General features: G+C 46.5%; 10 protein-coding genes and 2 pseudogenes. 9 read left to right on the plus strand and 3 right to left on the minus strand.

Annotated elements, in window-relative coordinates; all coding sequences use genetic code 11:
* Positions 1-76: 76 nt before the first annotated feature.
* The 4 genes and pseudogenes from AB5935_RS05335 to AB5935_RS05350 all read left to right on the plus strand — a co-directional run.
* Positions 77-2,680 (plus strand): annotated as a pseudogene (locus tag AB5935_RS05335) (glycoside hydrolase family 2 TIM barrel-domain containing protein); the annotation flags it as partial.
* A gap of 400 nt (positions 2,681-3,080) precedes the next feature.
* Positions 3,081-5,648, plus strand: coding sequence for an outer membrane beta-barrel family protein (locus AB5935_RS05340; protein ID WP_038611682.1), 2,568 nt, complete (start codon positions 3,081-3,083; stop codon positions 5,646-5,648).
* Between the two features lie 54 nt (positions 5,649-5,702).
* Positions 5,703-6,230 (plus strand): RNA polymerase sigma-70 factor, encoded by a 528-nt coding sequence (locus AB5935_RS05345; protein ID WP_038611686.1) that lies wholly within the window; start codon positions 5,703-5,705, stop codon positions 6,228-6,230.
* Positions 6,227-7,237, plus strand: coding sequence for a FecR family protein (locus AB5935_RS05350; protein WP_007841072.1), 1,011 nt, complete (start codon positions 6,227-6,229; stop codon positions 7,235-7,237). The genes AB5935_RS05345 and AB5935_RS05350 overlap by 4 nt, the downstream gene beginning before the upstream one ends.
* Positions 7,238-7,358: 121 nt before the next feature.
* Here the strand turns inward: AB5935_RS05350 and AB5935_RS05355 are convergent, their stop codons facing one another.
* Positions 7,359-8,600, minus strand: coding sequence for a Gfo/Idh/MocA family protein (locus tag AB5935_RS05355; protein ID WP_007841074.1), 1,242 nt, complete (start codon positions 8,598-8,600; stop codon positions 7,359-7,361).
* A 136-nt stretch (positions 8,601-8,736) separates the two neighbouring features.
* Between AB5935_RS05355 and AB5935_RS05360 the strand changes: the two are divergent.
* A pseudogene (locus tag AB5935_RS05360) lies at positions 8,737-9,012 on the plus strand (phage integrase SAM-like domain-containing protein); the annotation flags it as partial.
* 81 nt (positions 9,013-9,093) lie between these two features.
* On the opposite strand, the gene AB5935_RS05365 reads toward AB5935_RS05360, so the two are convergent.
* Positions 9,094-10,023 carry a helix-turn-helix domain-containing protein gene (locus AB5935_RS05365; RefSeq protein WP_007832909.1) on the minus strand — a complete coding sequence of 310 codons (930 nt, stop codon included), beginning with the start codon at positions 10,021-10,023 and terminating at the stop codon, positions 9,094-9,096.
* Positions 10,024-10,046: 23 nt separating this feature from the next.
* On the opposite strand from AB5935_RS05365, the gene AB5935_RS05370 reads away from it, so the two are divergent.
* From AB5935_RS05370 to AB5935_RS05385, 4 genes are read left to right on the plus strand one after another with little or no spacing between them, the layout of a single operon-like run.
* Positions 10,047-10,895, plus strand: a complete 849-nt coding sequence (locus AB5935_RS05370) for an aldo/keto reductase (RefSeq protein ID WP_038611692.1) — start codon at positions 10,047-10,049, stop codon at positions 10,893-10,895.
* A gap of 43 nt (positions 10,896-10,938) precedes the next feature.
* Complete coding sequence (locus AB5935_RS05375; RefSeq protein ID WP_007848826.1) at positions 10,939-11,802, plus strand: aldo/keto reductase; 864 nt, start codon at positions 10,939-10,941, stop codon at positions 11,800-11,802.
* Positions 11,803-11,808: 6 nt separating this feature from the next.
* Positions 11,809-12,558, plus strand: a complete 750-nt coding sequence (locus AB5935_RS05380; protein ID WP_007841077.1) for an SDR family NAD(P)-dependent oxidoreductase — start codon at positions 11,809-11,811, stop codon at positions 12,556-12,558.
* 26 nt (positions 12,559-12,584) lie between these two features.
* Positions 12,585-13,142 (plus strand): NAD(P)H-dependent oxidoreductase, encoded by a 558-nt coding sequence (locus tag AB5935_RS05385; RefSeq protein ID WP_008654555.1) that lies wholly within the window; start codon positions 12,585-12,587, stop codon positions 13,140-13,142.
* A 680-nt stretch (positions 13,143-13,822) separates the two neighbouring features.
* Here AB5935_RS05385 and AB5935_RS05390 read toward each other — a convergent pair.
* Positions 13,823-14,824 (minus strand): glycoside hydrolase family 130 protein, encoded by a 1,002-nt coding sequence (locus AB5935_RS05390; protein ID WP_007832896.1) that lies wholly within the window; start codon positions 14,822-14,824, stop codon positions 13,823-13,825.
* Between the last annotated feature and the right edge of the window lie 29 nt (positions 14,825-14,853).

The raw sequence follows: 14,853 nt of genomic DNA on the forward strand, positions 1-14,853 counted from the left end.
TGGCAAAATCCTGAGCAACTTTTTGTTGCTCAGGTACTTAAAAAGTTTAATTTATAATAGTGTTGCGGAATTAAGGTCTAACATGTATTTGTGGGTAAACGGACGTTATGTAGGCTACAGCGAGGACAGCAAACTGGAAGCCGAATTTGACCTGACTCCGTATTTAAAACCGGGTCAGAAGAATCTGATCGCTTTCCAAGTATTCCGCTGGTGCGACGGTAGTTACCTGGAAGACCAGGATTTCTTCCGCTACAGTGGTGTGGGACGTGACTGCTATCTATATGCCCGCAACAAAAAACGCATTCAAGATATCCGTGTAACTCCCGATTTGGACGCAGCTTATCAAAACGGTAGCCTGGCTATCAATCTGGATTTGAAAGGCAGTGGCAAAGTCGATTTGGAACTGGTGGATGCACAGGGCAAGCAAGTGGCAACCGCTACCGCCAACAAATCCGGTCTGGTAACGATGAACGTAGAAAACCCCAAAAAGTGGAGTGCCGAAACACCTTATTTATATACGTTGCGTGCCAGTATGCAGGGCAGCAATGAAGTAATTCCCGTCAAAGTAGGTTTCCGCAAGATTGAATTGAAAGGTGACCAGATCTTAGTTAACGGTAAAGCAGTCCTGTTCAAGGGGGCCGACCGCCACGAAATGGATCCGGACGGAGGCTATGTAGTATCTCCCGAACGTATGCTACAGGATATCCAGATAATGAAGCAATTCAACCTGAACGCTGTACGTACCTGCCACTACCCGGATGACAACTTATGGTACGATTTATGTGACCAATACGGTATCTATGTCGTAGCCGAAGCCAATATAGAATCTCACGGCATGGGCTACGGCGAAAAGACTCTGGCCAAGAACCCCTCTTATAAGAAAGCCCATCTGGAACGTAACCAGCGCAATGTACAGCGCGGATTCAACCACCCAAGCATCATCTTCTGGTCATTGGGTAATGAAGCCGGCGACGGCCCCAACTTCGAACAATGCTATCAATGGATTAAAGCAGAAGACCCCAGCCGTGCCTGCCAATATGAACAAGCACGCCAGAAAGACCATACCGACATCTTCTGTCCGATGTATTATGGCTACGAAGGAATGGAAAAATACGGTCAACGTACCGATGCTACCAAACCATTGATTCAGTGTGAATATGCCCATGCAATGGGTAACTCGCAAGGTGGTTTCAAAGAATACTGGGATTTGATTCGCAAATATCCGAACCTGCAAGGTGGATTTATCTGGGACTTCGTTGACCAGTCCTGCCGTTGGAAAGGAAAAGACGGTGTGATGATTTACGCTTACGGTGGAGACTTCAACCGCTTTGACGCTTCTGACAACAACTTCTGTGACAATGGTTTGATCAGCCCCGACCGCGTTCCTAATCCGCACATGTATGAAGTAGGCTATTTCTATCAGAACATTTGGACTACTCCCGCCGATTTAAGCAAAGGGGAAGTAAATGTGTTCAATGAGAACTTCTTCCGTGACCTATCCGCCTACTATATGGAATGGCAAGTACTGAAAGATGGAAAAATAATCCGCACCGGACGCGTGGATGATTTAAAAATCGCTCCTCAGGAAACAGCCAAAATTACGTTGAATATCGGCAAGACCTGTACCTGCAAGGAATGGTTGCTGAACGTTTCCTACAAACTGAAAAACCGCGAAGGTTTGCTGCCTGCAGGTTTCACCGTCGCCAAGAATCAGTTGACACTGAATGATTACAAAGCACCGTCTATGGATTTGAAGAACGTGGAAACAACCAATGTAGCCACCGTTGTTCCGCAAATCATCGACAACCAATATCATTATCTGATCGTAAAAGGCAATAACTTCGTAGCCGAGTTCAACAAACAGAACGGTTACTTAAGCAAATATGCAGTGGACGGAACGGAAATGCTGAAAGAAGGCGCAGCCCTGACCCCTAACTTCTGGCGTGCCCCGACAGACAATGATATGGGAGCCGGCCTGCAAAACAAATATGCAGCATGGAAGAACCCGGGATTGAAACTGGTTTCCTTGAATTCCAAAACAGAAAATGACCAGATAGTAGTGAATGCGGAATATGACATGAAGAATGTTTCCGCCAAATTATATCTGACTTATGTCATCAACAACGAAGGAGCCATCAAAGTGACCCAAAAGATGACAGCCGACAAGAATGCCACAGTATCTCCGATGTTCCGCTTCGGTATGCAAATGCAGATGCCTAAGTGTTTTGAAACCGTAGAATATTATGGTCGTGGTCCGGTAGAAAACTACAGTGACCGCAACCACAGCACAGACTTGGGTATTTATCGCCAGAGTGTGAATGAACAATTCTATTCCTATATCCGTCCGCAGGAAACAGGAACCAAGACCGATATCCGTTGGTGGAAGCAACTGAATGCCGGTGGTAACGGCCTGAAGGTGGTAGGTGATGCTCCATTCTCCGCATCTGCCTTGCATTATACCATCTGTTCACTGGATGATGGCGAACAAAAAGACCAGCGTCACTCGCCCGAAGTACAGAAAGCAGACCTGACCAACCTGATTATCGACAAGGCTCAGATGGGATTAGGTTGTGTAAACAGCTGGGGAGCTCTGCCGTTGCCTCAATATATGTTGCCTTACGGTGATTATGAATTTACTTTCATCCTGACTCCGGTAAAACATCAGATTGAAATAGAATAAGACAAGAATTTAAACGATAGAAACAGGGTGGCTGGATTTGGTTCTCAGCCACCCTATTCTATTCTCTCTGTTCTTCATAGCTACCGCCATCTACAATTTCCTATGCAACAAGTGTAACACAAGTAGCTGGCCTAATCATCTCCTTTCAAGATACATTTTCCACCTTTTTTCCCTTCAAATCCTTCATACACAACCAATACACTGAATATCAAACTATTACAATGAATCATTCTTATTCCAATCCTTCATAAATTCTTCATAAAGTTATATCCGTTCCCTTTGCATGAACCAACCACGGGAATCCATTCCGACAACCCATCGAATCTTTTTCCTTATTTTACCGTACCCGATTACAAACCTCGGTTGTATTACTCATAAAGAACAATTAAACACTAGTAAAATGAGACCAGACGGCTATTTGAAAACAGCGTGGATCATGACCATATTATTCAGCATCATCCTTCCGCTTCATTCACAAACACCCCGGCAATTCTCTATAGAATTAAAGGACAAACCACTTCCCGCTGCCCTTAAACTAATCGAAAAGGAAGGTGGAAAGAATATTATCTTCTCCTATAACGAAACTGAAAGTTACCGGGTTACAGCCTCCATCCGGCAAAAAACTGAACTTGAAGCCATCGGCACTGTCCTGAACGGCACTCCTTTCATTTGCAAAGAACGGGAAGAATACTTCGTCATACAGAAAAAGGGAAAGAATGTACCCACCACCGAAATACGAGGACAAGTAACCAATGAAAAGAATGAACCGCTGCCCTACTCCAATGTACTCTTATTGACCCCCGGCGATTCCACCTTTGTAAACGGATGTGTCACCCGTGAAGACGGAAGTTTCCTGATGATAGCGGAAGAAGGGAGACCTTACTTGATACGGGTTTCTTACATAGGCTATAAGACAGAAGTGCAACCTTACCACCCTACTCCTACGTTTCACCTGCTTCCCGACACCCAACTGATGCAGGAAGTCACCATCAGCGCCCGACGCCCCATGATAGAAGTGGGTCCCAACGGACTAAAAGCCAACGTGGCAGGAACTTCCCTGGCCCGAATGGGGTCTGCCGCAGAAATGTTGCCCCATCTTCCTTTCGTCACCGGCCGTAACGGCGAATACAATGTAATGGGATGTGGTTCTCCTGTAATCTATATAAATAATAAGAAGGTACGCGACATTACAGAACTGGAGCGTATCCGAGCCAACGAAATCTTATCCGCGGAAGTCATCACCACTCCCGGAGCCGAATATGCCTCGGACGTAGCAGCCGTCATCCGCCTCCACACCATCCGCCGGCGCGGACAAGGGTTGAGCGGCCATTTCAATACGACTTATTCACAAGGACATTCTGCCAACGCCAACGAATATATGGCATTAAATTATCGCACCGGCGGTCTGGATCTCTTTGTAAAAGGCTATCTGGCACAACAAAACTCGTATGGAAAAACCACAAATATGAACCGCATCAAGGGTTCCGCCATTTGGCAAACCAACAAAAATGATGTGCAAACCCATAAGAGCCAACGTTTTTCCGGTGAGCTGGGATTCAATTATGAACCGGATGAACACCATTCTTTCGGTCTGCGCTATATGCCCGAAACCGGAATAGGGAATGCAGACAGAAATTCATCCGGTAGAACCGTCACCAGACGTAACGATGAAGAAACCGACCGGATAAACTTTACTACAGCAGAACAAACACATACAGGTTGGGATCACGCGGCAAACGCCTACTACGCAGGAGAACTGGGCAAATGGAATATTGACTTCAACGCCGATTATCTATTCAAACGCTCGCATTCCGACCAGAACGCCATGAATAATGACGATGCAACCGTGCAAGCAGACAGTCGTATGCGCAGCTCCCTCTATGCCGCCAAGCTGGTAGTCAGTGCCCCTTTATGGAACGGACGTTTTTCATTCGGTACGGAAGAAACTTTTACCAACCGCCATGATATCTTTACCCAAAACGGTTTCTCTGCCGATGCCGACGACCACATCAAACAATCCGTATATGCCACATTTGCTGACTATTCAAAATCCATCCGCCATTGGAAACTGAATATGGGAATACGTTATGAACATCAACAAACAGATTATTATGAAAAAGGAATAAGGATAGATGCACAAAGCCCTACCTATAATGATATTATTCCTGTATTGGCCGCCAGTTGGTCACACAATGGCAAAAGTTTCAGCCTCTCTTACCGGTTAAGGAAAAATAATCCCGACTATAGTTTATTGACCAATTCCATCCGCTATCGCAGCAAATATGAGTATTCTCAAGGAAACCCTTTGCTGAAAACACAAAAGACGCACCGTTTTTCGGCCAGTACCTCTTGGAATTGGCTCTATTTCTCAGCCTATTTCAGCCGTATTCTCAATATGTATACCAATATAATTATGCCATACAAGGAAGATACACATCCGGGCGTCCTCTTATTTGCCACACAGACCATTCCTACAACCCATAATTACGGCATTAGTCTCAACGCCTCTCCCAAGCTAGGGTATTGGGAACCGCAACTCAATGTGAATATGGCTTTTTTGGATATGAATGCGAATAAAATAGGAATCACCGAACGCCGGAACCAACCCCGTTTCTATATCAGTCTGGACAACAACTTCAACCTTCCCAAAGGCTGGTTCTTCAATATAGAAGGATATCTCTCCACCGCTTCCCGGCAAGGATTTTTTGTAACGCGCACGGAAGGACAAATCAGTGCACGCTTATCCAAATCATTTTTAAATGAAACATTAAACATAGCACTTACCGCCAATGACATTCTTCATACCGGTTACTATCATTTCAATTTATACGGCATAAACGCTTATATGGAAAATCGGATTTACCGCGACTTCCAACGCTTTGGCCTCCAAGTATCCTATAAATTCAATGCCACCAAGAGCAAATATAAAGGAACCGGAGCCGGACAAAGTGAAAAGAATCGTCTGTAACCCCAGCGGAGAAAAGGAAATTTCCGTACCTTTGTTCACGGAAGACAAAGAAACATGCAGATTTTATTCAGGAGAAGAAACCATAAAGAAGAGCACTTCGAACGACTGTTCTCAGAGATGTACCCACGCCTCGTCCGTTTTGCCACCACCTTGATGGACAATACGGAAGAAGCCAAGGACATAGTAAGCGAAACCATGGAACAAGCCTGGAAGGAGTTCGACCAACTGAAGGAAAACACCCGTAGCGCTTGGCTCTATGCCGCCGTGCGTAACGGGTGTCTCAACCGTTTGAAGCATTTGAATGTGGAACAGCAACACATCGACCGCCTCACCGAAGCCACCCGTGCGGAAATGAATCAAGGTTATCGTGCACACGAGGCACTGTTGCAGCAAGCGGAAAACATAGCCCACAGTTTGCCCGAACCGACTTGCACCATCTTGCGAAGCTGCTATTGGGAGAAAAAAACATATCAACAGGTAGCCGAAGAACTGGGAATCAGCCCCGACACCGTGAAAAAACATATATCAAAAGCATTGCGGACTCTACGCGAAGCGATGCTGGGAAAGGAGGAGAAACAATGAAAAAGGAGTTTTCAACAAATGACCACATCCATCCGGACAGCGGAAAGGATACCCATAACCAAAGCTCCCAAGAAAACGGGACTTGGAATGACCATCAATTGGAACAGCTCTTCGGTGAAGCATTGGGGGATACTCCCACCGCGGACGAAACCCGGAAAGCCTGGCAGACATTCATCCGTCGTCACCGTATCAGACACCAATCTATCCGCCGGATAATGATACTAGGTATAGCCGCCGCTGTCATCGCCTTGGCACTTGTATTCCAGCCTTTACTGCAACCTGAGCAGCAGGAAGTGGAAGTCTTCACTTCACTGGAAGTTCCTGAGGAAATTACTTTTCGGAAAGAAGGGAAAAGGATAATTGTAAACACCCCGCCCGCTACCATTACCTCCGTTCAATTAAGCGACGGAAGCAAGGTATTGCTCAGCGCAAACAGCCGTCTGGAGTATCAGAAAGAGTTTACAGATACCATTCGCAGTGTCAAACTAAGCGGAGAAGCCCGTTTTGAAGTAGCCAAAGACGCTTCCCGCCCCTTTATAGTCTGCACCGAGCAACTACAAACACGAGTATTGGGAACGGTGTTCGATGTGAAAGCCTATCCCCGTTACTCGCCGGATGTCATCCTCTATCAAGGACGAGTGAATGTAAGTCATACCAAGCGCCGTCAAAGCCGGGAAATGCACCCGGGGGAACAAATATCCTTGGATAAACAAGGAAAACTCCAATTGAAAAGAGTCGATACGGAGAAGAGAAAAGGATGGGCGGAGAATAAATTTTCTTTTGACAATACCGACTTGAGGCAAGTCATGCAAGAAATAGGTTCATGGTATAACATCAGCATCGTATTCCGTTCACGTCCGTTGCTGGACGAACGCATCTATTTCCATATCAACCGCCAACTCCCGATGAATACCGTACTGGATGCGCTGAATGATTTGAAAATCGCACAGTTCACCATGAAAGAAGGAAAAATAATAGTGGAAACACCACAAGACAAGAAACGATAACATCAATGGGAGTTCAATAAACAAGCCTATATTTTCATCTGGAGATTAAAATATCAGCGTTCTTTTCATCTTCAGGTGAGAACCATTCGGTTTATCCCCCTGTGCTAAAGAACCTACAGCACTATCTCTTTTTCCAGTCCCCTCGTGTGAAATCGGGAATCTCCACCGGAACACTGCCCTGCCGCACGGAACGCTCGCTCAGTTCCGTAATGCAGGACCATTCGGCGGCATCATACACATCCTGATCCAACGGCAAACCGTTCCTCAAACAATGAATAAGCCGATAGTCCATGATATAATTCATTTCATTCGGCATATTCTTCCGCCGGGCCTCTTCTCCGATAACAGCTGTAAAAGGATGTTTATACTGCTCCATCATCCGCTCAAACTGCTCGCCGGACAAAGGCTCTTTTCCGTATTTATCCAGCATAAGACAGGGAACGGGATATTTCTGCATGAATCCCTTCGTGCCGCACACCGTCTGATGGCGGCTGTACGGGCGAGGAGTGGTCACATCATATTGCAACAAGATAGTTCTTCCTTTTGCGGTATGAATCAGCGTGGTATTCACATCCCCCATCTCATAATTCTGTGCCGCTTCTTCGGAGGATGCGCCAAACGCCTGTCCGGCATAAGCAGAAAGACCGGCCTGACGCGAGGACATGGAAACCAGATATTCCATACGGTCTCCCCGATGAATATTCATCCATTGGCAGACAGGACCCAAACCGTGAGTAGGATAAGGATTCCCCGTATGCTGCTGACTGTAAAGCTTTATCCAGTGATTGTGATACCCACCCGCCTTTTCATCTGCAAAATAATGCTTGCGCAAGTCATGTATGTATGCCCCCTCGGCATGAGTGATCTCTCCCAACACCCCCTGCTGCACCATGTTCAATGTAGTCAAGGCAAACGCATCGTAACAACAGTTCTCCAGCATCATGCAATGACGGCGGGTTTCTTCGGCTGTATCCACCAAACGCCAGCAATCGGCCACACTCATGGCGGCAGGAACCTCCAAAGCGACATGGCGTCCCTGCTGCAAAGCATAAACCGCAATCTCGGTATGAGTCAGCCAGTCTGTACAAATATAAACAAGATCTATCTCTTTACATTCGCACATCCTGCGCCACATCCCCTCTTCCGAATAGTTCTCAGCCTTGGGGCGGCCGGACTCCTGCAAAATCCGCTCTGCACGCTCTATGTTTTCCTTCCGCAAATCACAAAGCGCTTTCACCTCAATGCCTTCCAGGTGCATATATCTCTCGAGTGCAAGAATGCCCCTGTTTCCTAATCCGACAAAACCGATCCGAACTACGGGGATGGCAGGGCAGGTTAAATTAAGTACGTTGGGTCGTTTCATGGACTGCTTTATTTTTCTGACAAAGATAAAGAGAAAATTCGAGAATGGGAGCGGATTGGAGCAAGAAGGTTGTAAACAAGGGATTTAGAGAGAATCGAACTGCGATATCGAAGCCAAACCGAAGCCATCGAAAAGCCAACTGAAACCGGGCGACAACTATGTTACCGCCGAGAAAGTTCGCAATGCCTATTTAGGTTTGGGCATGAACCACGAGACGCAGGTCGGTAAACTCAAAAGTCTGCGCAGCTATTGGAAATACTGCGTCGTTTACAAACACCTCGCGGAGTTCGTCGAAAAGCGGTACAAGGCCAGCGATATTGCGCTGAAAGAGCTTACTCCGGCATTCATCACCGACTTCGAGTTGTTCCTCAAAGTGGAAAAGAACCACTGCAATAACACGATCTGGTCGTATACAGAGGAATAAAAATTTAAGTAAAAAACAGCCGTATAAAACGGTTGTTCTTATTTGTATCTTGAACAAATATCTTGTTGTTTAGCGGACAGATATATCTTTCCTATACTCTGACGGTGTTGTCTTCATCCTCTTTTGCACATACCGACTGAAATAAGAAACAGAGGAGAAATTCATTCGTTCGGCAATCGTAGTTAAAGACAACTCTTTTTGTCGCAGCAAGCGGGTAATCTCTTGAAGAGTAAAACGGTCAATCCAATAAGTGGCAGGTTTGCCGCTTACCTTTTTACATATCTCCGACAGATAATGAGGTGTTATGCAAAGCCGGGATGCATAAAAATCGAGATCTCGATTTCGGATATATTCGCCGTTATATAACAGTTCTATGAAATTTCGCAGTAAGACCGTAATACGCTCCGATACCTGCATGGTATTCTGACTGCGTGCATGAATATCATAAAGGTCGAGGATGTGCGCCGTAAGCAGGCTTCCCATCAATTCTTCCCAAAACAGATGCTCTTTATCTTTCAGACGTTGCCGGATACAGCGCATTGCCTGCTCGCATACTTGAAAATCATGAGAGGAAAGTTTCATGACCGGATTCTGCAAGAGTGATAGATACCCAATAATGCCGTAATTGCTGCGAATAGCAATCGAGGAAACGAACGCATCCGAAAGGTTCATCAGGATACCTTGAAAGTCTTCGGAGTCCGAAAATTCCGATACGAGTGTGGCGTTGGGCAGAATTACATAATCCCCGGCCGCGATGTTATAACGGGTATCCTGAAACGTGAAACCCATATTTCCTCCGCTGCAAAGAATATGGATTACTCTTCCTGCATATCGTAAAGCATTAAATTCCTGCAATGTATCAGCAAAAATAATCCCGTCGAAGTCTGTATGTGTCATTTCTCTTTCATTTCCTGCAAAAATAACGAAAAACCACGAATAGTGAAAATTCTTCCCCGAATAATGAAACAATAAAATGATAGGTACCCTGTAACTTTGCATCAGAATTAAAAACCATAAAGGATATGAAAAATGTAAGATTAAACAATGGAGTAATGATGCCTGCTATCGGGTTCGGTGTCTTTCAGATTCCTGAAAACGAAACGGAACGAGCCGTAAATGATGCTATCGAGATCGGTTATCGGAAATTCGATACGGCCGCTGCTTATTTCAACGAGGAACAGTTGGGAAATGCCATCCGGCAAAGCGGTATCAAACGGGAGGAATTCTTCATAACCACCAAATTGTGGGTGCAGGACTACGAGTACGACGATGCCCTGCGGGCTTTCGACCTCTCGATGAAAAAGCTCGGGTTGGACTATCTTGACCTCTATTTGATGCACAAACCGTACGGGAATTACTATGCCGCATGGCGGGCGATGGAGCGGCTCTATAAAGAGGGACGCATCCGGGCTATCGGGGTTACGAGTTTCTCTAATGAACGCCTGCAAGACCTTTTCTTGCATAACGAAATAAAACCCGTCGTAAACCAGCTTGAAACGCATCCGTTTTTCCAGCAGCAGGCTGCCAATGCTTTCTTACAGCAGGAAGGCATCCAGCACGAAGCATGGGCGCCTTTTGCTGAAGGGCAGAATGACATATTCAATCATCCTACATTGAAAGCGATAGCAGAGCAACACGATAAGGGGGTCGGAGCTATTATTCTTCGTTGGCTGAACCAGCGTAACATCGTGGTTATCCCGAAATCCGTACATAAGGAACGGATGATCGAGAACTTCAATATTCTCGATTTTACGCTGTCCAAAGAGGAAATGGATGCCATCGCCCTGCTGGAGACAGGGAAAAGTCCTATCTACGATGACATGGATTTACTTACGGTAAAAGGTATCGGGTTGCACAAAATCCATGAATGATTTCAAAAAACAAATAGAATATTACCCCTTAAAACAGAATCATATGCAGACTGTAAAATTGAACAACGGCATCGAAATGCCGGTATTAGGATATGGTGTATTTCAAGTATCGCCCGAAGAGTGCGAGCGTTGCGTACTCGATGCCATCGGCGCGGGTTATCGGTTGATAGACACGGCGCAGGCGTATTATAACGAAGAGGGCGTGGGTAATGCCGTCGCCAGATGCGGCGTGTCCCGTGATGAACTTTTTCTCACGACCAAAGTGTGGATTACCAATGCCGGAGAGGAAAAGGCAACCCACAGCATCGACGAATCGCTCCGTAAGTTGCGCACCGATTACATCGACCTGCTGCTTATCCATCAGCCGTTTAGCGACTATCCGGGAACATGGCGGGCGATGGAGAAAGCGGTAAAGGCCGGAAAAGTCCGTGCCATTGGGCTATCGAATTTCTATCCCGACCGCTTCGTGGATATGGCCGAATGTGCCGAAATAAAACCTGCCGTAAACCAACTAAAAACCAATGTATTCAGTCAGCAGTGGGATGCTGAAGCTGAAATGAAGCCCTATGATACACGTATCATGGCTTGGGCCCCACTGGCACAAGGCGATCCCGACCTTCTGACCAATCCCATACTGACGGCTTTGGCCGAACGATACAATAAAACGGTACAGCAAGTCGCCCTGCGTTACTTGGTGCAACGCGGCATCATCGCCATCCCGAAAAGCACGCATATCGAGCGAATGAAACAAAATCTGGATGTATTCGATTTCACACTTACACCGGAAGATATGGAAAGTATCCGTCCGCTCGACAAACCTGCCGACTTCCGCTGGTCGCACCGTAATCCCGAACTCGTAAAATTCCTTCTGAATTACGACAAACAATTTAACCCTAATAACAAATAATAACCCATGTATAAGTCATTGAACAACAAAGTCGCTCTTGTAACCGGAGCCGGGACGGGCATCGGAAGAGCTATTGCCCAACGTCTGGCCGATGAAGGTGCTAACGTATTGATTGTAGGCCGCACGGAAACGACACTTGTCGAAACGGCTGCTTACAGTGATAAAATCTCCTATCTTGCCATCGACCTCGAATCGGAAGACGGGATACGCACTATCATCCGTACTGTCGGAGAACGGTACGGTCGTCTCGACATTCTTGTCAATAATGCCGGATGGGCACCCGTCACCCCGTTTGCAACGATGAAAATCGACGAATACGACAAGGTATTCGCCATCAACGTGCGTGCCGTTGTCATGCTGACACAAGCCTTCCTGCCGATGATAAAGGCAGCAAAAGGCAATATCCTGAATGTCACGACAACTATGACAACCAATCCTATCGCGACGATGGCGAACTATGCCGCCTCGAAAGCTGCCGTCTATACCATGACACGTGCATGGGCGAAAGAGTTGGCAAAAGACGGCGTGCGTGTCAATTCACTCGGCGTGGGGCCCATCGAAACCCCTATTTACGGCAAGACCGAGCTTTCGGACGAGGCCGCGAAAGCCCACAAGGATATGGTAACGAAGAGCGTGCCTCTCGGTAGAATGGGACAGCCCGAAGAGGTTGCCGCCGTCGTCGCTTTCCTGACGAGCGACGAAGCCAGCTTCGTAACCGGAGCCGACTATAAAGTGGACGGTGGTGTAGGTGCATAAAACAAATAACAATAAAAAGAATGAATATGAAAAATGTATTGATTATCAGCGGCCATACAAACCTTGCCGCATCTGTAGCCAATAAAACGATTCTCGAAACCCTGAACGAACGGCTGCCGGAAGCCGAAATCGTAAAGCTGGATGAACTCTATCCCGATTTCAAAATCGACGTGGAAGCCGAACAGCAGAAATTGCTCCGGGCAGACATCATCGTATTGCAGTTCCCCCTTTTCTGGTACTCCGCACCCTCCATATTGGAACGCTGGATGGAAGAGACTTTCCGTCACGGATTCTCGCACGGAAGTACCGGAGACAAACTCAAAGGCAAGAAACTCGTTCTCTCTTTCACAACGGGAGCACCCGAAGCATTGTATAGCCACAAGGGGGCGATGGGCTACACCATAGACGAATTTTTAGCTTGCTACAAAGCAACCTGCCGACTGACACACATGGAGTATAGCGGCAGTGTTTATACCTGCGGCGTAAGTTACGGCAACCGTACCACACCGGAACTTATCGAGCAACAAAGAAATATATCAGTAGCGCACACCGAACGTCTTATCGAATTACTCGAAACGCTCTAATGCTTGAAGACAGACTACATAATTTCGATGATATAGTATTCAGTTGCTTCCTACCCGATGACTGGCTGAATGAATTTCGTATGCCGCAACACGTACTCGTGTATGTTTATGCTGGTTTTCTACTTTGATGGCCTGATGCTGTTCGCTTTATAAAAAATAAATCTCCACCGAGTTCCACTTAAACAAACTCGAAGAAACAGATTTATTTACTTATAAAACGAACATTTATGATACATCATACCATGCGGATCGTTTGGTGGAATCCGCCACCCAAACCGTCACAGAAGAACTGTTCCGCGACTTCGGCAATACACTCCGCATCCTCTGCGACGAAGACGTTCAACAGTAAACATAAGCCTTTTTATCCATACAACTAAGGTCTTTATTCCTATTATCTTCTATAGTCTTCCAGTGCAGACCGTACAGTCCACTGTAGCAGACCGTACAGTCCATTACGGCAGACCGTACAGTCCATTACAATGGACTGTAGAAGGTTTCAGTATAAAAGCCCTTAATCATCCGGAAGAAAACACTTAGCCAAAGAGAAGATGGCACTTAAGAACCGCTTTATAACCAGACAGGTCCCTTTTCCGGGAAAAAACAAAAAGGATGTGTCCGGGCCGAAGTGACAGCCACAGGACACATCCTCTGTTTTCTAATGAGAACAGTACAAACTGTGCTTAAATAATAGAAGTACGCTTGGTAAATTCTATAATTTCAGGAATATAACCGAATGCCAGACCGGTCACCGTATCGGCACAACCATAATAAACGGCTACCCGTCCCGTTGCCGGATCATGCAAAGCCGCACAAGGGAAGCATACATTGGGCACATCACCCATACATTCGTAAGGTTCACGCGGAGAGAGGAGATAAGGTCCCGAACGGAACTTCACCTTCCAAGGCTCGTCCAAATCAAGCAATGCCGATCCAAAGGCATAGACATAACCATTGCAGGAACGAAGCACACCGTGGTAGAACAACAACCAGCCTTCACTGGTTTCGATAGGAATAGGACCGGCACCTATTTTCAAGCACTGCCATGCACTCTGTTCAAAAGGCGCAGGCGACATGACATGCCGATGGCGTCCCCAAAACTCCAAGTCGGGCGACTCGCTATAATAAATATCTCCGAAAGGAGTATGCCCGTTGTCACTGGGACGGCTCAACATGGCAAAATTACCATTAATCTTGCGAGGGAACAGCACGCCATTACGGTTGAAAGGCAGGAAAGCATTCTCCACCTGGTGGAACGTCTTGAAATCCGTAGTCCATGCCACGCCGATGGTGGGCTGGCCCTTATATCCGTTACACCAAGTCACATAGTAACGGTCATCGATAAAGCAGACACGCGGGTCATAACCATACACCCATTCACCTATCTCGGGGATATCACACTGGAACTGCAACTTCTCCGGATTGATGTCCCAATGAACGGCATCCTTGCTGAATCCCACATGAAGCGCCATCCGGCGGTTTGTATCATCACAACGGAACACTCCGGCATACCCTTCGCCGAAAGGTACTACCGCACTATTGAATATACTATTGGATGTAGGCAGCAAATCACGGGGAATGATAGGATTCGCACTACATCTCCACATTACATTTTTACAACCTTCGGGACGCTCCTCCCACGGCATACCGGGCAACGGATTGCCCGCAATCTTCAATTCACTCATATTCTCTTTTTTGTTAGGTTAATAGTTTT

Source organism: Phocaeicola sp. RTP21198st1_B8_RTP21198_201120 (assembly GCF_040929485.1).
Lineage (GTDB): Bacteria > Bacteroidota > Bacteroidia > Bacteroidales > Bacteroidaceae > Phocaeicola > Phocaeicola dorei.

Excerpts from the sequence above, each read along its gene's own strand:
- AB5935_RS05345 (WP_038611686.1), top strand. The coding sequence starts at position 5,703 with ATGCAGATTTTATTCAGGAGAAGAAACCATAAAGAAGAGCACTTCGAA.
- AB5935_RS05370 (WP_038611692.1), top strand. The coding sequence starts at position 10,047 with ATGAAAAATGTAAGATTAAACAATGGAGTAATGATGCCTGCTATCGGG.
- AB5935_RS05380 (WP_007841077.1), top strand. The coding sequence starts at position 11,809 with ATGTATAAGTCATTGAACAACAAAGTCGCTCTTGTAACCGGAGCCGGG.
- AB5935_RS05355 (WP_007841074.1), bottom strand. The coding sequence starts at position 8,600 with ATGAAACGACCCAACGTACTTAATTTAACCTGCCCTGCCATCCCCGTA.
- AB5935_RS05350 (WP_007841072.1), top strand. The coding sequence starts at position 6,227 with ATGAAAAAGGAGTTTTCAACAAATGACCACATCCATCCGGACAGCGGA.
- AB5935_RS05340 (WP_038611682.1), top strand. The coding sequence starts at position 3,081 with ATGAGACCAGACGGCTATTTGAAAACAGCGTGGATCATGACCATATTA.
- AB5935_RS05390 (WP_007832896.1), bottom strand. The coding sequence starts at position 14,824 with ATGAGTGAATTGAAGATTGCGGGCAATCCGTTGCCCGGTATGCCGTGG.
- AB5935_RS05385 (WP_008654555.1), top strand. The coding sequence starts at position 12,585 with ATGAAAAATGTATTGATTATCAGCGGCCATACAAACCTTGCCGCATCT.
- AB5935_RS05375 (WP_007848826.1), top strand. The coding sequence starts at position 10,939 with ATGCAGACTGTAAAATTGAACAACGGCATCGAAATGCCGGTATTAGGA.
- AB5935_RS05365 (WP_007832909.1), bottom strand. The coding sequence starts at position 10,023 with ATGCAAAGTTACAGGGTACCTATCATTTTATTGTTTCATTATTCGGGG.